The sequence below is a fragment of the Corallococcus macrosporus DSM 14697 genome (genome assembly GCF_002305895.1).
In the GTDB taxonomy this organism is placed as follows: domain Bacteria; phylum Myxococcota; class Myxococcia; order Myxococcales; family Myxococcaceae; genus Myxococcus; species Myxococcus macrosporus.
On the sequence record NZ_CP022203.1, the window covers coordinates 7,844,171 to 7,868,280 of the forward strand.

19 protein-coding genes are annotated in these 24,110 nt (G+C 70.0%); 13 read left to right on the forward strand and 6 right to left on the reverse strand.

What is annotated here, in order from left to right:
• Window positions 1-40 precede the first annotated feature (40 nt).
• Window positions 41-385, reverse strand: coding sequence for a GNAT family N-acetyltransferase (locus MYMAC_RS38760; RefSeq protein ID WP_420810055.1), 345 nt, complete (start codon window positions 383-385; stop codon window positions 41-43).
• Window positions 386-1,265: 880 nt separating this feature from the next.
• Between MYMAC_RS38760 and MYMAC_RS31715 the strand changes: the two genes are divergently transcribed.
• The 3 genes from MYMAC_RS31715 to MYMAC_RS31725 all read left to right on the forward strand — a co-directional run bounded on the left by MYMAC_RS31715 (window position 1,266) and on the right by MYMAC_RS31725 (window position 2,900).
• The gene (locus MYMAC_RS31715; protein ID WP_095960769.1) at window positions 1,266-1,694 is read left to right on the forward strand and encodes a DUF1622 domain-containing protein; all 429 of its coding nucleotides are present in this window, start codon (window positions 1,266-1,268) and stop codon (window positions 1,692-1,694) included.
• Window positions 1,695-1,860: 166 nt separating this feature from the next.
• On the forward strand, window positions 1,861-2,535 hold the full coding sequence (locus MYMAC_RS31720; protein WP_239989133.1) for a DUF4142 domain-containing protein: 675 nt from the start codon (window positions 1,861-1,863) through the stop codon (window positions 2,533-2,535).
• An 86-nt stretch (window positions 2,536-2,621) separates the two neighbouring features.
• Window positions 2,622-2,900: a hypothetical protein gene (locus MYMAC_RS31725; RefSeq protein ID WP_239989134.1), complete on the forward strand. Its 279-nt coding sequence runs from the start codon at window positions 2,622-2,624 to the stop codon at window positions 2,898-2,900.
• Window positions 2,901-2,970: 70 nt separating this feature from the next.
• Here MYMAC_RS31725 and MYMAC_RS31730 read toward each other — a convergent pair whose 3' ends face one another.
• Complete coding sequence (locus tag MYMAC_RS31730) at window positions 2,971-5,007, reverse strand: S9 family peptidase (RefSeq protein WP_095960771.1); 2,037 nt, start codon at window positions 5,005-5,007, stop codon at window positions 2,971-2,973.
• Between the two features lie 179 nt (window positions 5,008-5,186).
• Between MYMAC_RS31730 and MYMAC_RS31735 the strand changes: the two genes are divergently transcribed.
• On the forward strand, window positions 5,187-5,807 hold the full coding sequence (locus tag MYMAC_RS31735; RefSeq protein ID WP_239989135.1) for a DsbA family oxidoreductase: 621 nt from the start codon (window positions 5,187-5,189) through the stop codon (window positions 5,805-5,807).
• Window positions 5,808-5,816: 9 nt separating this feature from the next.
• On the opposite strand, the gene fliB is transcribed toward MYMAC_RS31735, so the two are convergent.
• Window positions 5,817-7,097, reverse strand: coding sequence for a flagellin lysine-N-methylase (gene fliB / locus MYMAC_RS31740; RefSeq protein WP_095960773.1), 1,281 nt, complete (start codon window positions 7,095-7,097; stop codon window positions 5,817-5,819).
• A gap of 9 nt (window positions 7,098-7,106) precedes the next feature.
• Entirely contained in the window at window positions 7,107-10,472 is a 3,366-nt protein-coding gene (locus MYMAC_RS31745; protein ID WP_204817070.1) for a TIGR02266 family protein, read from the reverse strand.
• A 144-nt stretch (window positions 10,473-10,616) separates the two neighbouring features.
• Here MYMAC_RS31745 and MYMAC_RS31750 point away from each other — a divergent pair, with 144 nt between their 5' ends.
• Together MYMAC_RS31750 and mltG are read left to right on the forward strand one after the other, a co-directional pair.
• Window positions 10,617-11,759 carry a hypothetical protein gene (locus MYMAC_RS31750; protein ID WP_095960775.1) on the forward strand — a complete coding sequence of 381 codons (1,143 nt, stop codon included), beginning with the start codon at window positions 10,617-10,619 and terminating at the stop codon, window positions 11,757-11,759.
• 86 nt (window positions 11,760-11,845) lie between these two features.
• Window positions 11,846-12,865: an endolytic transglycosylase MltG gene (gene mltG, locus MYMAC_RS31755; RefSeq protein ID WP_095960776.1), complete on the forward strand. Its 1,020-nt coding sequence runs from the start codon at window positions 11,846-11,848 to the stop codon at window positions 12,863-12,865.
• Between the two features lie 60 nt (window positions 12,866-12,925).
• On the opposite strand, the gene MYMAC_RS31760 is transcribed toward mltG, so the two are convergent.
• On the reverse strand, window positions 12,926-13,717 hold the full coding sequence (locus tag MYMAC_RS31760; protein WP_095960777.1) for an enoyl-CoA hydratase/isomerase family protein: 792 nt from the start codon (window positions 13,715-13,717) through the stop codon (window positions 12,926-12,928).
• A 27-nt stretch (window positions 13,718-13,744) separates the two neighbouring features.
• Window positions 13,745-15,103 (reverse strand): hypothetical protein, encoded by a 1,359-nt coding sequence (locus MYMAC_RS31765; RefSeq protein ID WP_095960778.1) that lies wholly within the window; start codon window positions 15,101-15,103, stop codon window positions 13,745-13,747.
• Window positions 15,104-15,376: 273 nt separating this feature from the next.
• On the opposite strand from MYMAC_RS31765, the gene MYMAC_RS31770 reads away from it, so the two are divergent.
• From MYMAC_RS31770 to MYMAC_RS31800, 7 genes are all read left to right on the forward strand, one after another.
• Window positions 15,377-16,405 (forward strand): AAA family ATPase, encoded by a 1,029-nt coding sequence (locus MYMAC_RS31770; protein ID WP_013937762.1) that lies wholly within the window; start codon window positions 15,377-15,379, stop codon window positions 16,403-16,405.
• A 9-nt stretch (window positions 16,406-16,414) separates the two neighbouring features.
• Window positions 16,415-17,293: a DUF58 domain-containing protein gene (locus MYMAC_RS31775; protein WP_013937761.1), complete on the forward strand. Its 879-nt coding sequence runs from the start codon at window positions 16,415-16,417 to the stop codon at window positions 17,291-17,293.
• Complete coding sequence (locus MYMAC_RS31780; RefSeq protein WP_095960779.1) at window positions 17,290-19,389, forward strand: BatA domain-containing protein; 2,100 nt, start codon at window positions 17,290-17,292, stop codon at window positions 19,387-19,389. Before MYMAC_RS31775 ends, MYMAC_RS31780 begins: the two co-directional genes overlap by 4 nt.
• A gap of 263 nt (window positions 19,390-19,652) precedes the next feature.
• Window positions 19,653-20,921, forward strand: coding sequence for a TIGR02270 family protein (locus MYMAC_RS31785; RefSeq protein ID WP_095960780.1), 1,269 nt, complete (start codon window positions 19,653-19,655; stop codon window positions 20,919-20,921).
• A gap of 18 nt (window positions 20,922-20,939) precedes the next feature.
• Entirely contained in the window at window positions 20,940-21,965 is a 1,026-nt protein-coding gene (locus MYMAC_RS31790) for a DUF2169 family type VI secretion system accessory protein (RefSeq protein WP_013937758.1), read from the forward strand.
• Window positions 21,966-22,150: 185 nt separating this feature from the next.
• On the forward strand, window positions 22,151-22,999 hold the full coding sequence (locus tag MYMAC_RS31795; RefSeq protein WP_238540008.1) for a 3-oxoacyl-ACP synthase: 849 nt from the start codon (window positions 22,151-22,153) through the stop codon (window positions 22,997-22,999).
• Window positions 23,000-23,008: 9 nt separating this feature from the next.
• Window positions 23,009-24,106 carry a DUF4150 domain-containing protein gene (locus tag MYMAC_RS31800; protein ID WP_013937756.1) on the forward strand — a complete coding sequence of 366 codons (1,098 nt, stop codon included), beginning with the start codon at window positions 23,009-23,011 and terminating at the stop codon, window positions 24,104-24,106.
• Window positions 24,107-24,110 lie beyond the last annotated feature (4 nt).

Here is a 24,110-nt window from a genome sequence, read left to right on the forward strand (position 1 = left end):
GAAGAACATAGGCTTTAGAATTACAAGGTTGCGTAAGCCATTACGTCGACGCAGCACGAACAGCCTCAGCAACCGTTTTGAGCGGAATAAACATCCGTGACGGCCAGGACTCTGGAACACCAGTCGGCTGAAGCGGGTGAAATCCGTGCTTTTTATAGAATCGAAAGGCGTTCTCGTCCTTCGCATCGGTAATTACACCAGCGCACCCGACGACTGAAGCGCTCAGGCATTTCTCGAAGGCATCGAGAAGCATTCGCGCGCCATGCATCTGCCCCTGTGCCCGCCGATCTACGGCCAACCTTCCCAGGAGAGCTGCGCCAAAGCTTCCTGGTGCATTCTGCCGCAGGTCCCTTGGAAGGCCCGGCCCACGCTCAACCGTAGCCATCGTGAGGGTGTAGTACCCTAACAAACGAGGAGCACCTACCGCCTGCCGAAGGACGTAGGTGCTCCCAAGGTGTCTCTGATGATTTAGCAGCGCGCGGCTGAAGAAAAATGTATCTAGCGGCGCGACTCCGCAGGAGAAATCCGACTCCAGATCCTCGATGCAGATGGGGTTGATGCTAAACAAGTATCCCCCAGTTACATGGATCTACCGCTTCAGCTTGGCGAAAGCCGCCAGCACACTGGGCTCCACGTCGGGGGGATTCTCACATAGTTCCGAGAAACGAGAGTACTGAGTGGAAGACAGTTCCACCCGCTGGGTGACCTCCACCCAGCTGTGCTCGCGCGTCGGAGCACTGCGCTCCCGCTCTCGACTCCGTTCCTTCATTTTGGCCGCTTGTAGCATCGTGTCCTCCGAGACCAGAGCGCTCTTGGATCGGCCTTGCTTTTCACGTACCGGCATGCGTTCGCAGTGGCGGTACGGTGCTAGCACCGTACCGCCATCTTCCCCCAACAGTAAAGCCCCCTTTGCAGTGGGGAACAAACCTCTTGATTACGTGCGCCTCATCGGGCAGGATTGCTAGCAATCCTGCCCGATGAGGCGCACGTACATGACAGGAAGTGCACCCTTGAACGCACTTCCCGGGCTTATTTAGTGCCCACATCCCCCTAAATTTAGGTCGCGTCCTTCTAGACGCCACTCGACGGGCATATTTCGAGTAATAGGAGCGTTCGGCAGGCTGCTTAGGGAGCGAGCCCTCGTCCTTCCCGTTCCTTACGCACATGTCGGGAACAGACGGCCGTTCCACCGTCCACATACAAGCCGTACTCTTCACCAAACTCCATCGAGATTCTTGTGCGTAGCTTCCCGCACGGGAGGCTCGATGGAGGTCGGATCCCTCATCTCGCTTGCCGCCGAGCTCATGGAGTGGGCCGGCGTGGGCAGCATGGTCCTGGGGGCCGTGCTCGCCCTTGTCTTGCTCATGACTCAGGAGCGGCTTCCCTCCGGCGAGGCCTACCGCCGCTTCCGGCTGAACCTGGGCCGCGCCATCCTCCTGGGCCTGGAGTTCCTCGTCGCCGCCGACATCATCCGCACCGTGAGCCAGCGACCCACGCTGAACGGCGTGCTGGTGCTGGGCCTCATCGTCCTCATCCGCACCTTCCTCAGCTTCACCCTCACCGTGGAGCTGGAGGGACGCTGGCCCTGGCAGCATCGTGACGACGTCGCCGGGCCGATTCATCCGCCGCCGTCCTCACATCCCCCGCAGCGCCCGCCGCCCGCACCTGACGCGCCACGTCCGGTGAAGCACTGAACGCAGCGGGTCGGCCAGGTGGGCAGCGGCACCGTCGGCCGCCGCACCCTGCCCTCCCCTCCCGTGAAGTGGCGCACGGACGCGGCCTCCCGCGCCGTGCATCTTCCGCCAACGCCGCTCCAACGTGCGCGCCCGCATCCATCCCCACACAAAGGAGCCGCACGTGATGAAGCATCCCCTTCCGGGGCTCGTCCTCGCCGCCTCGCTGTTCACCCAGAGCGCCTCGTTCGCGCAGTCCGGCATGCCCGACGCCCCTCCGTCCCCGCAGGACACCGTGTCCGTTCAAAAGGGCATGGCCACCTACCGCGGCTACACCGCGCCCACGGACGAGAAGGCGCTGCTCGACCGGCTGCACCTGGCGAACCAGAACGAAATCAAGGCGGGCCAGCTCGCCCAGCAGCGCTCGCAGAACCCCGACGTGAAGGCCTTTGGCGCCATCATGATGAAGGCGCACACCGCGCTGGACCAGAAGCTCACGTCCTACGCGCGCAGCAAGGGCCTGAAGCTGGCGGAGACACCCAAGCCGATGAACGACGCGGAAGAGGCCGCCATGGCCAAGAGCAAGGCCACGATGGAGCAGCTCCAGGTCATCCGCGGCGCGCCCTTCGACTCCGCCTATCTGGCCTCGCAAGTCACAGGACATGACGCCGTCCTGGGCATGGTCCACACCGCCCAGAAGGCCCTGCCCAAGGCCTCTCCCGAGCTCGCCGCCATGCTCGACGACCTCGACAAGCAGGTGCCCGCTCACCGGCATCAGGCCTGGTCCATGCTGGGCAAGCTGGGCGACGAGACAGGCGTGGGCGGCTCCGGGCCGGGGCACGAGCCCCCGCCGAAGCCCTGACCCGAGGCACGGCGCGCTTTCACACGCCGTACACACCCGCCTCCCGACGATGGAGGCGGGCACGCGCACGGGGCATGATGACGCCCATGATGCCTCAAACGCTGCCCCTGCCCCTCCTCGTCACCGTGAGCGCGCTGCTGAGCGGCTGCTTCAGCGACACGGACACCATCTGCGAGAGGCGGAAGGAGTGCTTCTCGGACACGCTCAACGTCCAGTCCTGCGAGGACGACCTCCGCGACTGGATGGAGCGGCAGGACCAGGAGCGCCGCCGGGACACGCTCGCCGACTGCGCGGACTGCGTCGGCAGCAAGACCTGCTCGCAGATTCGCACCGCCTGCATCGGCGCCTGCATGGGCGTCCCCTGAGCCCCAAAGACAACGGGGCCCGCATCTTCACGATGCGAGCCCCGAGTACCGACACCGCGTCACGCGGTGACTACTTGCGCGTCCACTGGTCCAGCCAGCCCAGGACTTCGTCGTGCCACTGCACGCTGTTGGCCGGGCGCAGCACCCAGTGGTTCTCCTCCGGGAAGTAGAGCAGCTTGGAGGGGATGCCCTTGCGCTGGAGCGCCGTGAAGGTGCCCAGGCCCTGCGTCTCCACCACGCGGAAGTCCTGGCCGCCGTGAATGACCATCATCGGCGTCTTCCACTTCGCGACGTGCTCAATCGGGTTGTGCTTGCTGTAGCCCGCCGGGTTCTCCCACGGCGTGCCCTTGTGCTCCCACTCCGGGAACCACAGCTCCTCGGTGTCGAAGTAGCCCATGCGCTCGTCGAGGATGCCGTCGTGGTTGACGAGGCACTTGAAGCCGTCCGGCCAGTTGCCCGCAATCCAGTTGATCATGTACCCGCCGTAGCTCGCGCCCAGCGCGCACATCTTGTCCTTGTTGATGAAGCTGTAGCGCTTGAGCGCCGCGGCCAGGCCCTTCTGCAGGTCCTCGAAGGGCTTGCCACCCCAGTCATCGGAGATGGAGTCGGTGAAGGCCTGCCCGTAGCCGGTGGAGCCGTGGAAGTCGACCATCACGGCCACGTAGCCGCGCCCCGCGTACACCTGCGGGTTCCACCGGTAATGGAAGTGATTGCCGAACGAGCCCTGCGGGCCGCCGTGGATGAGGAACGCCAGCGGGTACTTCTTCTTCGGGTCGAAGTTCACCGGCTTCACGACGTAGGCGTGGACCGTCTCGTTGTTCCAGCCGGGGAACGAGAACTGCTCGAAGGCCCCGAAGCGGATGCGGGCCAGCGCATCCTGGTTCACCTGGGTGATTTGGCGCGAGCCGGAGCCGTCCGCGTTCATCACGTGCAGGTCCGCGGGGGAGTCCAGGTCGTCGTACACGTAGACGATGCGGCCGCCAGCGGCCTGCTGGGGCGCGCCCGCGACGCCTTCCTTCGTGAGCTGGGTGGGCTTGCCCGTGGCCACGTCCAGCGCGAAGACAGGCTGCTGGCCCACGTGCCCGGCGCTGGCGAGGAGCGTCTTGCCGTCCGCGCTCCACGCGAGGCTGCCGACGGAGCGGTCCCAGTCCTGCGTGAGCACGCGCTCCTGGCCGCCGGGCCAGGCGCGGAGGATGACGCGGTAGCGGTCCGCCTCGAAGCCGGGGCGCGACATGGCCAGGTAGGCCAGCGTCTTGCCGTCCGGGCTGAAGACGGGGCTGGTGTCGGTGGCGCGGTTCTTCTCCGTCAGCTTGCGCGGCTTCGTCTTTCCACTGATGGGCGCGACGAAGAGGTCCAGGTCGGTGGACCAGGCCTCGGCGCGGCCCACGTCGCGCGCGGCGAAGACGATGCTCTTGCCGTCCGGCGTGAAGGTGAACTCCTCCGCGCCGCCGAAGGGCTTGGAGGGGCTGTCCGCGTCCATGCCCTTCATCACGTCCACGGCCGCGCCGCCGGCCACGGGCACGACGAAGACGTGCGAGCGGCGGCCGTCCTTCCACGTGTCCCAGTGGCGGACGAAGAGCTTGTCGTAGGTGCGCCCGGTGGCCTTCCGCTTGGAGCGCTCCGCCTCGCGCTGCGTGTTGCACTCCAGCGTGGCGCAGTCCGGGAACACCTCCAGCGCCACGGCCAGCCGCGTGCCGTCCGGGGACAGGCGGAAGGCGCCCACGTCCAGGGGCAGCTTCGTCACCTGCACGGCCTCGCCGCCGTCGGTGGGCAGCCGCCATACCTGCGACGAGCCGCCGCGCGAGGACAGGAAGAAGAGGCTCTTGCCGTCCGGCGCCCAGGTGGGCTCGGAGTCGCCCGCCGGATGCGAGGTGAGCTGGCGCGGCGCCGCGCTGCCGTCGACGCCGACGAGCCACAGGTCGGTGAGCCCCCGGTTGGCCTCCATGTCCGTGGTGCGCAGGACGTAGGCGACCTGCTTCCCGTCGGGGGAGACGCGCGGGCTGCTCAGCCGGCGCAACGTGATCATGTCGTGGTGGGTGAAGGGCTGGGGCCGGGCCGGCGCCGGAGTGGCGCTCAGGGCCAGGGCCGCGAGAAGCGACAGCGGCAAGGGAGTCTCCTGGTTCAGTCGCCCCGCCGCCACCCCACCCGAGGGGTGCGTCACGGGCACGGTTGTCGGGGGTGGACGCTGCCTGCTACGGCCCGCCCTGTCCACCTCCGCGTACCCGGGGTACCACCTGGGCGCACTCCGCCATGACGCGGCGCTTCGACGCGGTTAGACACGGCCCCATGAGCGAGCCCATCACCATCCGCGTCTGGTCTGATTACGTCTGCCCCTGGTGTTACGTGGGCTACGCCGAAGTCCAGAAGCTGAAGCAGGACTACGACGTCCAGATTGACTGGCGGCCCTTCTACCTGCGCCCGGAGACGCCTCCCGAGGGCCTCCCCCTGCCCGATTACGTGCGCGAGAAGATGAAGGACCCGAACAACCCGCTGAAGCTCCGCGCCCAGGCAGCCGGGCTCACGCTGGTGATGCGAGAAGTCACCCCGTCCACCCGGCGCGCCCACGAGGCCACCGAGTACGCCCGCGAGCAGGGCCGCCTGGAGGCCTTCCACGGCGCCCTCCTGCGCCGCTACTGGAGCGAGGGCCAGGACCTCTGGCAGTGGGACACGCTCCGCGGCGCCGCCCAGGAGGCGGGCCTGGCCCCAGACGCGGTGCAGCGCGCCGTCGAGGAGGGCCGCTACACCCAGGTGGTGGAGCAGTCCATCCAGGAGGCGCGGAGCATCGGCGTCAGCGCGGTGCCCACCTTCGTGCTCGGTGAGCGCTTCGGCCTGCAGGGCGCGCAGGAGTACCCGGTGTTCCAGGAGGCCATGCGGCGCCTGGGCGCCACGCCCCGCGCGCGGCCGTGAGCGCCCTCGTCAGAGCCCCGTGAGCAGCACGAGCATCCGGCCGAGCGTCTCGCCGCCTCCGCTCCCCGCCAGCCCCTGGGCCAGCGCGTGGAGCTGGGGCGCCTGCTCGACGTGCTTCGCGATGAGCTGGAAGCACTCCACCGCGGCGGCGTCGAGCCGGGCCCGGGACTCCGCCGTGTCCGCCGCGCCTTCCGTGCAGAGCGCCACCACCGTGGGGTGGCCGAAGAGCGTCCAGCAGAGCACCGCCTCGCGCAGCGCCATGCGGAACACGTAGTCCAGCACATGCGGCGCGTCGGTGAAGGGGTGGCGCAGCCAGTGGTTCACCGCGTGGTGCCGCAGGTACTGCTCCACGCGCTGAGCAAGCCCGGGCGACAGCAGCGCCCGGCGCTCCGCGTAGCGGCGCCACGCGTCGTCGGGAAGCAGGTCCGCGCCGCCGTAGGACTCCAGCACCAGCTCCACCAGCGTGTGGAACCGCTCGCTCCGGACCGCGCCCAGGCGGGACTTCAGCGCCGCGGCGCAGATGCCCACCCACGGGCCTCCCGGCAGTGACAGCGCCGCGAAGCCCTCGTGCAGTGACGTCAGCGTCTCCTGCTGGGAGAAGGCGCGCAGCACCTCTGCCAGCAGGGCCTCCGCGCCCTCGCGCGCGTCACCGCGGAACACCTCCGTGCCCTGGAAGTAGAAGCCGTCCAGCCGGAGCCCGAGCTGCCCCAGCGCGAACAGCCTCGCGGCGAAGGGAAGCTCGCGGCGCTGGAGCACCGACAGCGCGGTGGCTCGCACGGCCTCCGCGTGTCGGGGCCACGCGTCCTCGCCAGCGCCGCTCAAGGCGCGCGCGTTTTCCGGGCGGAGCGCGAGGTCCTCCGCCACGGGCACGGGGTCCACGCCGTCCTCCGCCAGCAGGCACAGGCGGGCCACCTCCGGACACGCGAGCGAGCCCGTGACTTCCAGCCCATGCGCCCAGCGCGTGGCGACCCGGGGAAAGGTGGCGCACGCATCGGGCAGCGCGGCCTCGCCGTAGGCGCGGTGCAGGGAGCACGTCTTGCGCGCATCCAGGAACACGCAGTGCCCGTCCTCGCGCTTCGCGATGACGGCGTCGTCGCCGGGGCTGGCGTCGGGCTCCTTCCGGACGAAGGACTCCACCCGCTCCGCGTCCGGCGTGCCCGCCACCGCCTGCTTCAGGCGCTGGAGGCGCGGCTCGCTGACGAGGACGACGAGCCCCGCGCAGCAGGTGTCCTCGCAGGCCTCCGCGAGGCACCTGAAGCGCGTCATGTACCGGGGCGCGGTGGCCGTCATGGCGGCTTGCTACTTCCGGCCCAGCGCCTTCTTCACGAAGCCCCAGAAGCCACCCGCGCGCTCCTTGAGGTCGGCGCCACGGCGCTCCTCGGCGGCCTTCACGGACTCCTTGCTGACCTGGAGCTGCTTCTGGAGCTCCTCCGGCGAGTAGCGCGTGGCCAGCGTGGCCTTCACTTCCTTGCGCGTGGAGTACTCACGCGCCTCCACGTGCAGCACGCATTCGGAGTCCAGCTTGAGCGTCACCGCCACGCGGACCGAGCCCTTGGGCCCCTTGGGCAGGCCCTCGATGCGCACGGTGCCCAGGTACTCGTTGGCGGAGATGTGGTTGTCCTCGCCCTGGAAGATGGACAGCTCCAGGGCGGCCTCGTTGTCCTTCGTCGTGTTGATGGCGAAGGAGCGCTGCGCGGGCAGCGGGCTGTTGCGCTCGATGACGCGCTTGAAGGCGCCGCCGGGCATGGCCACGCCCACCGTCATCGGCAGCACGTCGATGAGCACCACGCTGCTCACCTTGTCCACGGAGCCGGAGTAGAGCGCCGCGCCCAGGGCCACCGCTTCATCCGCGTTGACGCTGGCCTGCGGCCCCTTGCCGAAGAGCGACTTGAGCTTGTCGCGCACCAGCGGCATGCGGCTCATGCCGCCCACCAGGATGATGTCGTCCACCTCGGCGGCCTTCAGCTTCGCGTCCAGGAGCACGTCGCGCACCACGTCGATGGTGCGGCTGAGCAGCGGCTCGCAGATCTTCTCCAGCTCCTGCCGGTTCATGACGACGCGCAAATCCCGCGGCCTGCCCGCGTCGTCCATCATCAGCATGGGGATGTGGACCTCGAAGGTGTTGCGCTCGGACAGCGCCATCTTCGCGCGCTCGGCCGCGTCGCTCACGCGCGACAGGGCGATGCCGTCTCCCGTGAAGGCGATGCCCTCCTTCTCCTGGAAGCGCGCCAGCAGGAAGTCGACGATGAGGTTGTCGAAGTCGATACCGCCCAGGAAGATGTCGCCGCCGGTGCCGAGCACCTCGAAGACGTTCTTCTCGATTTTCAGGATCGTGGCGTCGAAGGTTCCGCCGCCCAGGTCGTAGACGAGGACCTTCTTGTTGAGGTCGCGGTTGAGGCCGTAGGCGAGCGCCGCGGAGGTGGGCTCGTTGAGGATGCGCTCCACCTTGAGCCCCGCGAGGATGCCGGACTTGCGGACGGCCTCACGCTGCGGCTCGGAGTAGTACGCGGGCACCGTCACCACGGCGCGCTCCACCTTCTGGTTGAGGTGGGCCTCCGCCATCTCCTTGCACTCGCGCAGGATGATGGCCTGCACCTCTTCCAGCGACAGCGCGGTGTCCGCCAGGCGCACGGCGGCGCGGCCGGCGGAGTCGGGGACGATGTCGTAGTGGAAGCGCTCGCGGACCTGATTCACCACGGCGCTGTCATAGGGGCGGCCCACGAGCCGCTTCGCGCCGTAGATGGTGTGCTGCGGGCGCAGCACCAGCTGGTTCTTCGCGCGGTGGCTGACCAGCAGCTTGTTCTGCGCGTTGAGCGAGATGACGGACGGGATGGTGTTGTAGCCCTCGCGCGAGCGCAGCACGATCGGCCGGCCGTTGGAGAGCAGCGCCACGCACGAGTTCGTCGTGCCCAGGTCGATGCCGATGACGGGGCCCGTGCCGCTGAGCGGCCCCGGCGGAGGCAGGAACACCGTCTTCGGCAGGCCGTGCTCATCGAGCCCGGGCGCCTGCGCAAGCGCCTTCGCCGCGGCGGGCGCGAGCACCGTGGGCGACGCCAACGGCTCCGGGGCCCGAGGCGCCTCACGGCGGACCTGGGGGAGCCCCGGCGGGGGCGGCGGTGCCACGGGAGGCGGTGGTGGAGGACGCACGGCCACCGGCGGCTGCACCGGCGCGGGCGGCGCCGCCGGCGCCGCGCGAGGAGGCGGAGGCGCGAGGGGCGGGGCCTCCTCCACGTCCTCGGACAGGTCGAGGTCGAACTCGATGCTGCCGCCTCCGGAGCTTGCCGGAGCGGGCGCTCGCGGCGAAGGCGGAGGAGGCGGCGGCGCCTTGCCCGCGTCACCAGCCAGGGCGATGTCGAACTCGAAGACGCCACCGGCCGACACGGGCGCGGGAGGCGGGGCCGCCGCGGCGCGCGGCGGGGGTGCCACGGGCGGCGCGGGGGGCGCGTCCTCCGTCAGGTCGAAGTCGAACTCGATGCCGCCGCCACCGGCGTGCGACGCGGCGGGCGCGGGCGGCGGGCCCTTGGGAGCCACGGGCGCGCGCGGAGGAGGCGGCGGTGCGGGCGGCGCGGGCTCGACGTCGCTCAGGTCCAGGTCGAACTCGAAGCTGCCACCGCTGGTGGCGGGCGCCGGAGGAGGCGCCACACGCGGCGGAGGCGCGGGCGCACGAGGTGGCTCCGCCACCGCGTCCCCCAGGTCCAGCTCGAACTCCAGGCCCCCGCCGCCGGCCGGCGCGGAGGGCGCCGGCTCCAGCTCCAGGGAGATGCCGACCTCGATGGGCGGCTCGTCGAGCGGCGCGCCCATGGCCACGGGGGCGTCCCCTGACGGGCTCTCGATTTCGAACTCGAAGCCAGGCAGCGGCTCGTCGACCTCCAGGGACGTGGCGGAGGGGGGCGGCGTGCTCGCGATGAGCTCGTCGAGCGGGATGTCCACGTCATTCGCGTCCGTCGGAGGCGGCGGCGAATAGGAGACGGGCACACGGCTGGGGGGCGGCGTCAGCGGCTCGTCCACCACGGGCGGCGCCAGGTCGAACGGCTCGTCCAGAACGGGCGCGGAGGAGCCACCCGTCGGCTCCAGGTCATCGAACAGGGAGTCGAGCGCCATGCCGCCCACGTCCGCGGGACGCGCGGGGGCGGCCACGGGACGAGGCGGCGCGGGCGCCGGACGGGCCTGGACCGGGGGCACGGGCGCCGGACGGGCGGGCGCCACGGCGGGCGCGATGGACGGCGCAATCGCAGGCGCCACGGCGGGCGCGATGGACGGCGCAATCGAAGGTGCCACGGACGGCGCAATCGAGGGCAGGGGCTGGACGGCGGGCCCGTTGGCCTCCGCCACGGCCTTGCGCATCGTCATCATTTCGACGAGCGCGCGGCTCGCCGTATCCAGCTCCTCGAACTGGAGCCCCATGCCCGGTGGCCCCGAGGGGTCTCCGACTTCGCGGACCCAGCGCACCAGGGCGGAGCCGCGCAGCACGCGCACGCCTCCGGCAATCTGCACCTCGAACTTGACGGGGGTCCCCACGGCCTGAGGGGTGCGCGAGCGGATGAACATTCCACCCGGGCTCAGGTTGGTGGCGAACTCCTCCGCGAAGCTCCCCACCGTCTCATGTTTCAGCTTCACCAGCAGGCCAACTGCTTTCCTGTCCGTGGTGCGCCTGCCTTGATCCATGGCGAGGACAATCGCGGTACGCGCCGCGCCGCTCAAGTAGGTTTTGACCCCTCGGTCCCCTGCACGGCGAATGAGCGCCGACAAGTGGGCAATTCACCCACCTGTACCTTCCTGTATTCTCGGTGGCGTCCCTCGGGAGCCCTCATGAGCGCCATCCCTCTCGCAGTGCCCGCCCCCGCCCGCACGGGGTGGCTCGTCGACCGGCGGCAGGACCTGCTTTCCACGGTGGGCGGTTTCAGCGTCAGTCTGGCCCTGGTCGGACTCCATGTCTGGGGCGGCGTCAGCAGCCTGGTGTTGTGGTGGGCCTGGGTGCTGGCGCTGGATGGACCGCACCTGTTCGCCACCGTGTCGCGCACCTACCTGGACGCGCGGGAATGGCAGGGCCGGCGGCGGCTGCTGCTGGGCAGCCTGGCGTGGTTCGGGGCGGGGCCCCTGTCCTTCGGCCTGTCGGTCCTGCTGGGGACGAAGCTGCCCTTCGCGCTCTTCATGACGGCGGCCGCGCTCTGGGCGTACTGGCACGTGGTGCGGCAGCACTACGGCATCATGGCGCTGTACCAACGCAAGGGCGGCGAGTCGCTTCCGCTGGACCGCCGGCTGGACAGCGTCACTCTGTACACGGGGCTGCTGGCGCCCTTCGTCGCGTTCGCGGTGACGCATCCGGGGGCGCGCAAGCAGTTGGGGCTGGTGGGCCCGCCCACCTGGGAGCTGGTGGTGGCCGGGGCCTGCTTCGCGCTGGTGCTGGCGCTGGTGACGCTCCACGCGGGCCGGCAGGTACGGCGCCACCGCGCGGGCCTGAAGGTGAATGGGCCCAAGCTGCTGATGATGGGCGCGGCGATGGCGCTGTCGGCCGTGGTGTTCTGGCCTCCGTTCGCGGCGCGCATGGACTTCATCATGTTCGCCGTGGCGGTGACGGCGTTCCATAACGTGCAGTACCACGGCGTGGTCTGGTTCTATCACCGCAACCGCTACCACGCGGCGGGCGTGGACCCGGCGCCGTTCGGCTGGGCGCCCAGGGTGAGCCAGCGCTTCGTCATCTATGCGGTGTGCGGCGTCGTCTTCACGCTGCTGTACCGGGGCCTGGGCTGCGGCTTCGGCGCACACCCGGGGTGTGGCGGCTTCGACTGGAAGGTGCCGCTGGGCGCGGGGCTGACGCTGCGCAACCTGATGGAGTGCTTCATCTGGGGCTTCGCGCTCCATCATTACTACCTGGATCAAAAAATCTGGCGCGTGAGCCGGGACACCGGGCTGAACCGGGACTTGAAGCTCGGGACGGCCCCGGCCGCCTGACCGCCGGCCCGCCGGGCGCCCAGGAGGTGACATCCGGGCGCCGGAACCCAGGCGCGGGGCGAATCCGGTGATAGCGTGCGCCGCGAATGAAGCGGATTCTCTGGGTCCTGGGTGCAGCCTTCGTGCTGCTGGTGGCGTCCGGCGCGGGCGCCTTCTTCTGGCTTGAGCAGCAGGCGCGCACGGCGGCGGCGCCTCCCGGCGCGGACGTGGTGGAGTTCACCGTGCCCAAGGGCACGTCCGGGCGCGGCCTGGGCACGCTGCTCGAATCACAGGGCCTCATCCGCGACGCGCGGGTGTGGCGCTGGCACCTGTACCGGCGCGGCAAGTTCGCCCCCAAGGCGGGCCGCCACGAGGTCAGCCCGTCCATGACGCTGGCCGAGCTGGCCACCGAGATGGAAGGCAACCCCATCCCCGAGGACGTCCCGTTCGTCGTCGTCGAGGGCTGGCGCCTGCGCGACACCGACGCGGCGCTCGTGGCCGCGGGCCTCATCAAGCCGGGCGCGTACATCGCGGCGGCCAGCAAGCCGAAGAACTTCACCGCGCCCTTCCCCCTGCCCAGCATGGGCACGCTGGAGGGGTACCTCTACCCGGAGACCTACGGCGTGATTCCGGGCAAGTTCGACGTGGAGGCGCTCATCCAGCGTCAGCTTGACGCCTTCGCGCAGCGCTTCTACGCGCCCAACCGGGACGCCCTCTCGAAGAGCGGACGCACGCTGCACGAGGTGGTGGTGATGGCCTCCATGCTGGAGCGCGAGGAGCCGCTCCCCGAGCAGCGCCCCCTGGTCGCCGGCATCCTGTGGAAGCGCGTGGACAAGGGCTACCCGCTCGGCGTGGACGCCACGTCGCGGTACGAGCTGGCGCAATGGAACGACCGCAGGGCCTTCCTCAAGCGCCTGCGAGACCCGCAGGACCCGTACAACACCCGGCACAAGAAGGGCCTGCCGCCCGGCCCCATCGGCGCGCCCACCGTGGCCTCGCTCCAGGCCGCGATGTCGCCCAAGCCGAGCGAGTACTGGTACTACCTGCACGACGCGCAGCGCATCCTCCGCCCGTCGCGCAACGCCGAGGAGCACGAGGCGCTCCGCCGCAAGTACAACGTGTACTGAGGCGCGGGCGCCCCGGGACATGCGGGGCGCTCCGCTCCAGCGGCACGGCGCCGCGCCGGCTCAACGCCCCTTGAAGTGGGGCACTCGTCGCGAGGCCGCCGCGGCCAGTCCCTCGCCCAGGTCCTCGCTGCCGTAGCTCTGCGCCTGGAAGCGCGCCTCTTCCTCCAGCGCGCGATGCAGCGCCGCCCTGTCGAGCCCCAGCCTCGTCTTCAGCGCACGCACCGCGAGCGGCGCGTTCGCGGCGATTTGTCCCGCCAGCTCCCGCGCCCGCGCGAGCACCTGCCCCGCCGGAGCCGCCTCCAACGCCAGCCCCAGCTTCACGGCCTCCTTGCCATCGAAGCGGCGGCCCGTGAGCAACAGCTCGGCCCCCGCCTGTGCCCCCGCGCGGCGCGGCGCCAGGTACGTCGCGCCCATGCCCGGGTGCAGGCCCAGTTGGACGAAGTTGAGCGCCAGCTTCGAGTCCTCGGCCACGAGGCAGAGGTCACACGCCAGCGCCACGCACAGGCCCGCGCCAATCGCGGGCCCGTCCACCGCCGCGATGACGGGCACCGGGAGGTCCAGCACGCTGAGATAGCGCGCGTAGAAGCCGAGCATGAACGTGCGCGCGTCCTCGAAGGACGCCTGACGAAGCCGCTCCAGCATCTTCAGGTCCCCACCGGCGGAGAACGCGCCTCCCGCCCCGGTGAGCACCACCGCCCGGACATCGTCACGCAGCTTCAACTCCGCGACGCGCGCGGACAACGCGTCGCCCAGCTCGGGCGTCATCACGTTGCGGCGGGCAGTGTCATTGAGGGTGAGGGTGGCGACACCACCCTCCACCTCCAGAAGGACCTCGGCAGTGGCAGCGGACATGGCCGCGCACTGTAGCGGCCTCGCGGGCTACGGCACCACGAACCGGAGGAACGCGTCCTGGTTCCAGGTGTCCCCCGCCCCATCGCGCTGCCAGCCGGTGACGGCCACGCCACGGCCAGGCACGTTGGCCACCTCGGCGGTGGTCAGCGAGCACTCGCCGCTGGCGCACGGCTGCGCCTCCAGCGTCTGCTCCCCCTGCCATGTCCCCTCGGCCGAGTAGCGCGTCAGCACGCTGCCACACGTCACCACCACGCTGCCCGAGTCCTCCACCGCGACGGACGCGCCCAGCTCCGTCACCGGGCCGCAGGCGGGCTGCCGCACCCAGCCCGCGCTCCCATCCGCGCCCGCGGTCAGCACGAAGGCGCCCGACGAGCCCAGCGACGCCTCGCCCCACACCAGCAGGCCAATGAAGTCACCCGCCACGACGACAGTGCCATCCGCCGCCACCGTCACCGAGGTGACGCGGCCCTTCGCGCCCGGCAGCTCCTTGCCCCACAGCAGGCGCCCGGACGTGTCGAACGCGAGCACCACGAAGCCGCGCGCCCCAGGCGCGCCGAACGTCTGCCCGTCCACCTCCAGCGCGTCCACGAGCTGCCCGGCGACAATCGCCTGCCCCGTGGGCGCCAGCGCCGCCGCGTGCAGCGCGGTGTCCATGTTCGCGCCCCGCAGGCGCCGCGTCCACGCCACGGAGCCATCCGCGGCGTAGCGCGTGAGCACGGGGTCCTCGGTGAACTCGCCCTCCCACTCCTCGCCCGCGGCCAGCACGCCGCCCCGCGCGTCCGCGGCGATGGAGTAGACCTTCTGCCCCACGCGGTGCTGCCACACCGGGGTGCCGTCTCCAGAGAACTTCACCAGGAAGCCGTCCTGCGCCTCGCCCAGTCCGAAGTCCGCCGAGTAGAGGAACGCGTTGCCGGACAGGAACGTCGCGTCGTCGCTGGCCGCCACGCGCGTGTCGGAGAAGCGGTTGCGCACCCACTCCCGCGACCAGCGCGGCGTCCCATCCGCCGCGTAGCGAGACAGCGTCAGCGCCAGCTTCTCGCCTTCCACCGGCTCCCGGTCTCCGTCCTGGCGCGGCGTGCTGTACACCACCACCGCGACGTCGCCGGAGCGGCTCACCGCCACGCCCGTCCCGACGTCGTCCTGGGGCCCACCCACCACCTGGTTCCAGGGCGAGGCCGCCGCCGGCGCCGGGCGCTGCGGGAGCCCGTCTTCGCCCCGCGGCGCCGTGGGCGTCACGGATACACCCGGTGTGGCTTCGTCATTGTCACGCGGCGCTCCAGCGGGAACCTCCCCGTCCCCGCCGCACCCGCTCCCCACCCACAGCAGGGCGACTGGAAGAAGCCCCGTCCAGAGGTTGCCACGCCCACCACGCCGAAATGACCCCATGACGCTCTCCAAGGAGCCTGCTCCCGTCCACCGGAAGCGAGGCCCTGGGAACCTAAGCAGCGTGTCCAGCCCCCGGCATTCCCCCCCGCCCCGGGGGCACCGCCACATGGCAGGGGGGCGTGCAGGCGATCAGCGCGTCCATGTACCCCAGCGTGCCGGGGTGTACGGCAGCGGAATAGGTCTCCCCCGGAACGGTTGGCAGCGCACGCCGTGGCGCAGGGGTGGCGGAATCCTTTGGTCCCAGCGCCACCCACGAATTAAGAGAACCGTTCCATGGAAAGCGCCGCCCCCGACTCTCTGCCCGTGCCCGACGCCTCGAGCGACGACCTCCGTGCCGTCGAGGAGCTCGCCCAGGCCCGCAACGAAATCGTCGCCCAGATTGAAAAGCGCGTCGTCGGCCAGCGCGAGGTGGTGGAGCACCTGCTCATCTCCCTCTTCAGCCGCGGCCACTGCCTCTTCGTGGGCGTGCCGGGGCTCGCCAAGACGCTGCTCATCTCCACGCTGGCGGACGTCCTCAACCTGTCCTTCAACCGCATCCAGTTCACGCCGGACCTGATGCCGTCGGACATCACCGGCACGGACATCCTGGAGGAGGACCGCACCACCGGCCGGCGCACCTTCCGCTTCCTCCAGGGGCCGCTGTTCGCGAACATCATCCTCGCGGACGAGGTGAACCGCACCCCGCCCAAGACGCAGGCCGCGCTGCTGCAGGCCATGCAGGAGTACCGCGTCACCGCCGGTGGCCGCACGTACCCGCTGGAGCTGCCCTTCCTCGTCTTCGCCACGCAGAACCCCATCGAGCAGGAGGGCACCTACCCGCTGCCCGAGGCGCAGCTCGACCGCTTCATGTTCCTGGTGGACGTGGGCTACCCCACCGCGGACGAGGAGGTGCAGATCGTCAAGAGCACCACCGGCGGGCCGCAGCCGAAGCTGGAGAAGATTCTGTCCCCCGAGCGCATCCTCGCGCTCCAGGAGCTGGTGCGCCGCGTGCCGGTGCCGGACCACGTGGTGCGCTACGCCGTGGAGCTGGTGCGCCACACGCGCCCCAAGGAGCCGGGCGCGCCGGACTTCATCGCGAAGAACGCGTCCTGGGGCGCCGGTCCCCGCGCCAGCCAGTACCTGGTGGTGGCCGCCAAGGCGCGCGCCATCCTCCACGGGCGCTTCGTGGCCACCGTCGAGGACGTGCGCGCGCTGGCCCGTCCGGTGCTGCGCCACCGCGTGCTGCCCAACTTCACCGCGGAGAGCGAGGGCATCACCTCCGTGAAGCTCATCGACCAGCTCCTCACGGTGGTGAAGGGCTAACGCCCGCGCATGCTGCTCGACGCCCAGACACTGGCCCGCCTCCAGGGAGTGAAGCTGCGCGCCCGCGCGGTGATGGAGGGCGTGCTGTCCGGCCTCCACAAGAGCCCCCATCAGGGGCAGAGCGTGGAGTTCGCGGAGCACAAGGAGTACGCCCCCGGCGACGAGCTCCGCCACCTGGACTGGAAGGCCTACGGCAAGTTCGACAAGTACTACGTCAAGCGCTTCGAGCATGAGACGAACCTGCGCGCGGTGATGGTGGTGGATGCGTCCGCCTCCATGGGCTACCGCAGCGGCGCGCTGAGCAAGCTGGACGTGGCCACCACGCTGGCGGGCGCGCTGTGCTACCTGCTGGTGCGCCAGCAGGACGCGGCGGGCCTGGCGCTGATGACGGGCGGCAAGTGGAAGGACGTGCCGCCGCGCGCGTCGGCCGGGCACCTCAACGTGCTGCTGGACACGCTGGAGCGCACCGCGCCCGATGGCGCCACGGACCTGGGCGGCGCGGCGGACCACCTGGCGGAGGTGCTGCCCCGGCGCTCCAGCGTCGTCGTCCTGTCGGACCTGCTGGATGAGAACCAGGACGCGCTGCGCCGCGTGCTCGCGCTGCGGCAGCGGAAGAACGACGTGTCCGTGTTCCACCTGGTGGACCCGGCGGAGCTGACCTTCCCCTTCGACGACCCCACGCTCTTCATGGACATGGAGGGCCAGGGCCGCATCGAGGTGAACCCGCGCGAAATCAAGGAGAGCTACCTGGAGGAGTTCAACGCCTTCCTGGCGAACGTGAAGGCCACGTGCGCCGAGGCGGACGTGGACTACGAGCTGGTGCGCACCGACGACAAGCTGGATGACGTGCTGCTGCGGTACCTGTCGCGGCGCGGGAGGCGCCGGTGACCTTCGGCAACCCGTGGATGCTGCTGGGCGCGCTGGGCGCGCTCATCCCCCTGCTGGTGCACCTGTTCGACCGGCGCCGTCCCCGGCCGCACCCCTTCGGGCCGCTGGCCTTCGTGATGCGCAGCCAGAAGCGCACCGCCAGCCGCCTCAAGCTCAAGCGCCTGCTGCTGTACGCGCTGCGCACGCTCATCCTGCTGGCCATCCCCATGGCCCTGGCCCGCCCGGAGCTGACGCGGGACGCGGCCGCCGCGCAGGTGGTGAAAGGCCCCGCGGCCACGGCCATCATCCTGGACGCGTCGCTGTCCATGCGCTGGTCGGACGGCACGCCGCTCTTCGAGCGCGCCCGCGACGAGGCCCGCGACGCGCTGAAGGACCTGCTGCCGGAAGAGCCCGCCACGGTGCTGGTGTGCACGCAGTCCCCCGCCGCGCCGCCGCCGCCGGGCTTCGACCGCGGCCGCCTGCGCTCGCTGGTGGACGAGGCGAAGGCCACCTCCGGCACCGCGGACCTGTCGCGATGCCTGGACATGGCGGCGCGCGCGCTGGAGGAGAACCCCATGCCGGCCAAGCGGCTGGTGCTGGTCTCCGACATGACGGCCGCGGCCTTCCGCCTGGAGGCCCCGCCGCCCACGGTGAAGGGCCCCACGGGCGCGCCGGTGAAGCCGGAAGTGGTGCTGCGCGACGCGGCCGAGGGCCTCGAGGTGCTGAACAACCGCGCCATCGTGGACCTCAAGGTGGAGCCCGCGCTGCAGGCCGGACCGCGCACGTTCCAGTTCACCTTCACGGTGCGCAACTTCGGCACGGAGGCCGTGAAGGACCTGGAGGCCGCGGTGCGCGTGGGTGAGTCCACGCTGGCCAAGGGCTTCGTGGACCTCCCCCCGGGCGGCACGACGCAGAAGACGCTCACCGTGCGCTTCCCGCAGGGCGGCACGGTGCTGGGGCAGGTGACGCTGGCGCCGGACGCGCTGGTGGACGACGACCGGCGCTCCTTCGTGCTGCCAGTGCCCCGGGCGCTGAAGGCGCTGGTGGTGAATGGCTCGCCCCACGCGACGCGCTACCGGGACGAGGCCTTCTTCGTGGACGCGGCCCTCACCGCGCCGGGCTCGCCGGTGGAGGTGGCCACGCGCGACGCGGAGGTGGGCCTGCGCGAGGACTTCTCCGCCTACGACCTGGTGCTGCTGCTCAACGTGCCCGCGCCGAGCGCCGACGAGGCCCAGAAGCTGGCGGCCTTCGTGGAGCGCGGCGGCGGCCTCTTCATCAGCATGGGCGACCGGGTGAACCCGGACGCGTACAACCAGCGGCTGGGCCCGGTGCTGCCGCGCCCGCTGCGCCTGGTGCGCACCAGCGCGGAGCGCGACGACCCGGACGCGGACGCCAAGAGCGCGCGGCTGGCGCAGGTGTCCGTGGAGCACGTCCTCTTCTCTCCCTTCACGGGGCAGGCGGAGGAAGGGCTCGTGGGGGCGCGCTTCTACAAGTACATGCTGCTGGAGGCGGACTCGCCGGGCGAAAGCGGCGCCAGCCAGGTGCTGGCCACCTACGAGGACGGCGCGCCGGCGGTGGCGGTGGCGCGCAAGGGCAAGGGGCGCGTGGCGCTGCTCACCAGCACGGTGGACCGTGACTGGAGCGACTTCGCCATCCGCACCTCCTTCCTGCCGCTGATGCAGCGCTTCGCCGCGTACCTCACCGGCTCCCTGGACGAGCGCGAGGAGGTGCGCGTGCGCGTGGGCGAGAGCGCCACGCTGCGTCCGGAGGGCGCGCAGAAGGTGTCCGCGGTGCGCGCGCCGGATGGCAGCGACCTCCCCGTGAAGGAGCAGCCGGAGGGCACGCTGGTGGCCGGCCCGGTGATGGAGCCGGGCGTGTACTCGGTGCTGGGCGCGGACGGGAAGGTGCAGTCCGACCTGTCCTTCGCCGCCGTGCTCGAACCGTCCGAGAGCGACCTGGCCCGTGTGCCGGTGGACACCCTCACCGCCTACTTCGGAGAGGAGACGGTGAAGGCGTCCACGGGTGACGCGGACAAGCCGTCCGTGCCGCTGTGGACCTGGCTCATCCTGGCCGCGTGCCTGGCGTTCTTCTTCGAGGGCACGCTGCTGCGCAAGTAGCCAGCATCACTGCGTCAGAGGCCCGAGGCGTGGACCGGGAGGCCTGACAGGCGACGTGAGGCGCGCGCCCCAGGCTCGTGTGGTGGCGGGTGGGGCAGCGAGGCCACCAGGTGGCAATCACCCGCGCCATCACGCGGCGTGCCGTAACGAAGCTGTCGTGGAAGGGGCGTTCAGGTCGAGAGCGGCTGCGCGTGGGCTTCAGCCGCCCCTCTTGTTGCTGAGCACAGTGATAGAATCACGGCAGCAGCCCAAGGGGGGGCAACATGGTGCTGGTCGACATCTGGGAAGAGCACCTCGACGAAGCTTCCTTTCAGTGGGAGCAGTGGGAGCGAGCCCTGGTGGCCCCCGACTTCACGCTGCCGGAGGCCGCGGAGCGCGAGGAGCGCCTGCTGGCCCACCTTGAAGGCCTGGAGGAAGCCGCCGCACTCGACCCGGTGTTGCGCCCAGCCTTCGACTCCGAGGAGCATTCACGCCAGAGCGCGGCAACGTACGCGCTGCTGTCCCTGGGCGGGATGGATGAAGCGCTTGCACGATTCCAGGGTTCGTCGACGGAGGCTCGCGCCGGGCTCCGCCGCGCCTTGGAATTGAGCGAGGCGCCCTGCCTCGGCGCACGGCTGAGGGAGGTGCTGCAGAGCATCGAACCGGACGCGCAGGCCCACGCCCTGGAAGCGCTGGTCTTCCGTCAGGAAGCGCCACCAGGAATGCTGGCCCGCTTCTTCATGCACGATGAGCCCCGAGCGCGAATGGCGGCCCTGCGTGCGGCATGGCCCCTTCCCGAGGATGCCGTGAGCAGGCTGTTGCCGGTGCTCCTGGACTCCGCCCACCCAGGCATCCTCGCGGTCGCGATGGAAGCGGGATTGGCATCAGGCGTGCGGCTGGCCTGGGAGGCGTGTCTCAAGGCGGTGCATCGCCGCGAGCCGGGCATGCCCGAAGTCCTCACGCTCCTCGCGTTCGGCGGAGCAGATGCGGACACGGCCCTGCTGGTGGAGCTGCTGAAGTCACCCGAGCTGCGTCCGGATGTCCTGTGGGCACTGGGTTTCAGTGGACGCGTGACAGCCATGGAAGCCTGCCTGGAATACCTTTCGGAGCCCTCGGTGGCGCGACTGGCCGGCGAGGCCTTCTCAGCCATGACGGGTCTGCGGCTGGAGGGAGCATATGCATTGCCGTCTGGGACGCCTCCCGAACCATCGGATGACCTGGACGCAAGCCTTGTGCCCAGGCCGGAGGATGACCTGCCCTGGCCTCACGTGGCCGCCATCACCGCGTGGTGGAGTGAGGCACGCAAGCGCTTCGACAAGGGGACGCGTTTTCTGCTGGGGCAACCCTTCAGCGGCTCCGTCCTGGTGGACGCGCTGGAAACCAGCCCCATGCGGCGCCGGGACGTTCTCGCGCGAGAGTTGGCCATTCGCACTCGCGGCAAGCACGTCATCCCGACGCGCGCCTTCTCCCGCCGCCAGCGCGTGGCCCTTGCGGAGGCCCGAACGGACTGCGCGCACGTGCGGGGCCTGCCACTCATCCATGCGCTGCGCTGAGGTCAGGAGCGATACACAATGCCCGCCCTCAAGAACTTCACCCCGTTCGCGGCCACGGACTTCCTTTCACTGACGAAGCAGGGCGAGGAGTGCCTCGTCCTCGTCGTCGCGGGCAGCTTCACCCTCCCCCCACCCGGGCGCCTTGCCACCACGCCGTTGTCCCCGTGCGACGAGCAGGTCCCTCCACCGAAGGCCGACGCCTATTGGGGTGAGCCAGAAAAGTCGAGCCTCCGCTACGAGTCCCAAGCCGCATACACCCGGATAGCCACCGACGTGCTGCTACACGGCCGTGCGTGGGCGCCCCGGGGCCGCAAGGTGACACGGACGCAGGTGACGGTGCGGGTGGGCGCCCTGGAGAAGCAGGCCCTCGTTTCGGGCGCACGCGTCTGGTATCGGAGCCTCGTGGGCCTGAGCGCGTCGGACCCGCTGCCCTTCGAGTCCGTACCGCTCCAGTACGAGCACAGCTTCGGCGGCACCTCCGCGACCTGGCGCGAGGCACGAAACCCCGTGGGCGAGGGCCTCTACGAGAGCGCGAAAGACGCCATCGACAAGCCTCTTCCCGCCATCGAGGAACCCCGGCATCCCATCCGCAAGTGGACGGACCGGCCGCCACCGTGTGGCTTTGGTCCGGTGGCGCGACACTGGCAGCCTCGCCTCGGGTGGGCGGGAACGTACAACGCGGCATGGGTGAAGCAGCGGGCCCCGCTCTGGCCCGAGGACTTCGATGAGCGCTTCCTCCAGACGGCCCCCCAGGCGTTGCAGGCCTCGCCTCACCTTCGAGGCGGGGAACGGGTGGTGCTGGATGGCGTCTCACCGGACGGCCCCATCGCATTCACGCTTCCCGCGTTCCGGCTGCTGGCGCGCTGCACCTTTGCCCGGCGCCGTGAGCGCCGGCGCATGACACTCGACATGGTGTTGCTGGAGCCGGAGGAGCGCCGGGTAGTGCTCACCTGGCGCGCGACCTTCCCCGCCCACCGAGAGCTGGCCACGCACGAGGTCAGCTCCGTGCGGCTGCTGGAGCCCTGGGAGGAGGACGTCTCGTGAGCGGCGAGCTGGTCGTAGGCCTCGGCCTGTGTACGCCGGTGGGGACCTCGGCGCGAATGACGCTCGCATCCCTGCGCGCGGGACTCGTGCGCTTCGCCGAGACATCAGTCAAGGACGCCCTGGGCGAGCCCGTACGCGCCTCCCGCTTGAGCCTGCTCACACCATCCCTTTCGAGGACGCGGCGCATGGCGGCCCTGGGACGGCAGGCGCTCTCGGAGCTCCTCCCATTGTCGACGGGCCTGCCCGGTGGTCCCCTGCCGCTGTATCTCGGCTTGCCCGAAGCCGGCATTGGAGCGGAGGTGCAGCAGGAATCGCTGCTGGCGGACTTGCTGGCGGACACGGGAGGAAGCCTACGGGTCGTGAAGACGTACGCGACGGGACGGGCTGCATTCTTCGAGGCCCTCAGCACGGCCCAGGCGGACCTCCGCTCCGGGAAGGCGGGGGCGCTCGCATTGGTGGGGGCCGTGGACTCACTGGGCGACCCGGCATCGCTGGAGGCACTGGTCTCCGCGCGGCTGACGCTGGGTCCCATCAACCGGGACGGGAGGATTCCGGGCGAGGCCGCGGGATTCGTTGCCCTGGCACGCCCGGGCGCGACAACGTCACTGGGACTGGAGCCCTTGGGCGTGCTGCTCGGCACGGAGCTGGGCGTGGAGCCCTCCCCGTTCACCCAGCAGGCCCCCAGCACGGCGGAGGGCCTGACCAGGGTGCTGCGGCAGTTGCGGCAGAACAGGGAGAGCGGGGCACGGAGGGTGGATGGCGTCCTCGCCTGCCAACCGGGAGAATCCTTCTGGGGCACCGAATTTTCCCGGGCATACCTACGCAACACGGCGCTGATGCCCGAGCCTCTGTGCGTGGGATTGGCGGGCGAGGGACTCGGGGATGCAGGAGCGGGCGCGGGCCCCGTCATGGTGGGTGTGGCGCTGCACCGGGCGCGGTGGAAGCAGCATGGTGAGCGCAGGACGCTCATCTACGGAAGCTCCGATGGAGGTCGCATCGGCGCGTGCATCGTGGAGCTGATTCCGAGGAGCTGAGGAGGAGCCATGACCAAGGTCTTCGCCAATGGGCGCTCGATTCTGCACAAGGGGGCCGGGAACACGCATGTTTCGGCGGCACCGGACGTCTGCAAGGTCCCGACACCGGCAGGGCCGGTGCCCACGCCCTTCGTCAACTCCGCCCAGGACTCAATGCTCGCGAAGGGGAGCAAGAAGACGACGATTGAGGGCAACCCCGTCGCATTGACGAACTCCGAGCTGAGCACCAGCTCCGGCGACGAACCAGGCACCGCCGGTGGACTCATCTCCTCCAAGTTCAAAGGGAAGCTGACCTGGGGCAGCGGCAGCATGGACGTGAAGGTGGAGGGCAAGGGCGTGGTGCGCTTCCTTGACCCAACGCTTCACAATGGGAACACCTTCAACACGAGTTTCATGTCCGCAGGGGGCACCGGCCTGGTCTATGGTGACGACCCTGTCGACGGGAACATGCGGTGCCCCAACTGCAAGGATGACAAGGCCGAGCACCGCCTGCCAGAAACCCACCTTTCACTGACACAAGCCAGGAAGCTTCTCCGGGAGCTGCTGAGAGTGACCCGAGAGAAGAAGCATTCGACTCTCAAAACAGACATCGACGAGGATGGCTCAGAAATCCTCAGGGGATACATGATTGGCGTGCTCATCTGCAGGCTCAATCACAAAATCTATGCCGCGATGTCCGGCTCCTACTATCTCGATGGATTTGGCGAAGCCGTCAATCGACTGCAAGCCCAAGATGGGAGATGGACCCTCTGCCAGCCACTTGCCAAGGGCGCGATGACAACCAACCCCAGAGGCGACGAAATCCCCCTGAGTTCGTTCCGCCAGAAGAAGATTGGCAAGAACCTGCCTGGCGTCTGCGCGGGACCACAGCTCGTCCAGAAGGCACTTCGGGAGGGACATATCCCATCTTCCATGTCCGAGCTCTGGTTCCGTCCACGAATCCTGAAGCGCTTCAGACAGCCCGGCGTGACGGTCACAGTCGAGCATCTCCGGAACGGAGAGTACGTCAAGAAGGACTTTCGGCACCGCGAAAGCGTTCCCTCGTGCGACACCTGCAAGGTGGTGTTGACGGAGATGCTCTGCGACATCAACAAGAAGTCATGCTGAGCCC

Coding starts and splice junctions, on each gene's coding strand:
- MYMAC_RS31760 (WP_095960777.1), bottom strand. CDS start 13,717: ATGTCCGCTGCCACTGCCGAGGTCCTTCTGGAGGTGGAGGGTGGTGTC.
- MYMAC_RS31725 (WP_239989134.1), top strand. CDS start 2,622: ATGATGCCTCAAACGCTGCCCCTGCCCCTCCTCGTCACCGTGAGCGCG.
- MYMAC_RS31750 (WP_095960775.1), top strand. CDS start 10,617: ATGAGCGCCATCCCTCTCGCAGTGCCCGCCCCCGCCCGCACGGGGTGG.
- MYMAC_RS31790 (WP_013937758.1), top strand. CDS start 20,940: ATGCCCGCCCTCAAGAACTTCACCCCGTTCGCGGCCACGGACTTCCTT.
- MYMAC_RS31785 (WP_095960780.1), top strand. CDS start 19,653: ATGGTGCTGGTCGACATCTGGGAAGAGCACCTCGACGAAGCTTCCTTT.
- MYMAC_RS31745 (WP_204817070.1), bottom strand. CDS start 10,472: ATGGATCAAGGCAGGCGCACCACGGACAGGAAAGCAGTTGGCCTGCTG.
- mltG (WP_095960776.1), top strand. CDS start 11,846: ATGAAGCGGATTCTCTGGGTCCTGGGTGCAGCCTTCGTGCTGCTGGTG.
- MYMAC_RS38760 (WP_420810055.1), bottom strand. CDS start 385: ATGGCTACGGTTGAGCGTGGGCCGGGCCTTCCAAGGGACCTGCGGCAG.
- fliB (WP_095960773.1), bottom strand. CDS start 7,097: ATGACGGCCACCGCGCCCCGGTACATGACGCGCTTCAGGTGCCTCGCG.
- MYMAC_RS31800 (WP_013937756.1), top strand. CDS start 23,009: ATGACCAAGGTCTTCGCCAATGGGCGCTCGATTCTGCACAAGGGGGCC.
- MYMAC_RS31715 (WP_095960769.1), top strand. CDS start 1,266: ATGGAGGTCGGATCCCTCATCTCGCTTGCCGCCGAGCTCATGGAGTGG.
- MYMAC_RS31775 (WP_013937761.1), top strand. CDS start 16,415: ATGCTGCTCGACGCCCAGACACTGGCCCGCCTCCAGGGAGTGAAGCTG.
- MYMAC_RS31765 (WP_095960778.1), bottom strand. CDS start 15,103: ATGGGGTCATTTCGGCGTGGTGGGCGTGGCAACCTCTGGACGGGGCTT.
- MYMAC_RS31770 (WP_013937762.1), top strand. CDS start 15,377: ATGGAAAGCGCCGCCCCCGACTCTCTGCCCGTGCCCGACGCCTCGAGC.
- MYMAC_RS31795 (WP_238540008.1), top strand. CDS start 22,151: ATGGCGGCCCTGGGACGGCAGGCGCTCTCGGAGCTCCTCCCATTGTCG.
- MYMAC_RS31735 (WP_239989135.1), top strand. CDS start 5,187: ATGAGCGAGCCCATCACCATCCGCGTCTGGTCTGATTACGTCTGCCCC.
- MYMAC_RS31720 (WP_239989133.1), top strand. CDS start 1,861: ATGAAGCATCCCCTTCCGGGGCTCGTCCTCGCCGCCTCGCTGTTCACC.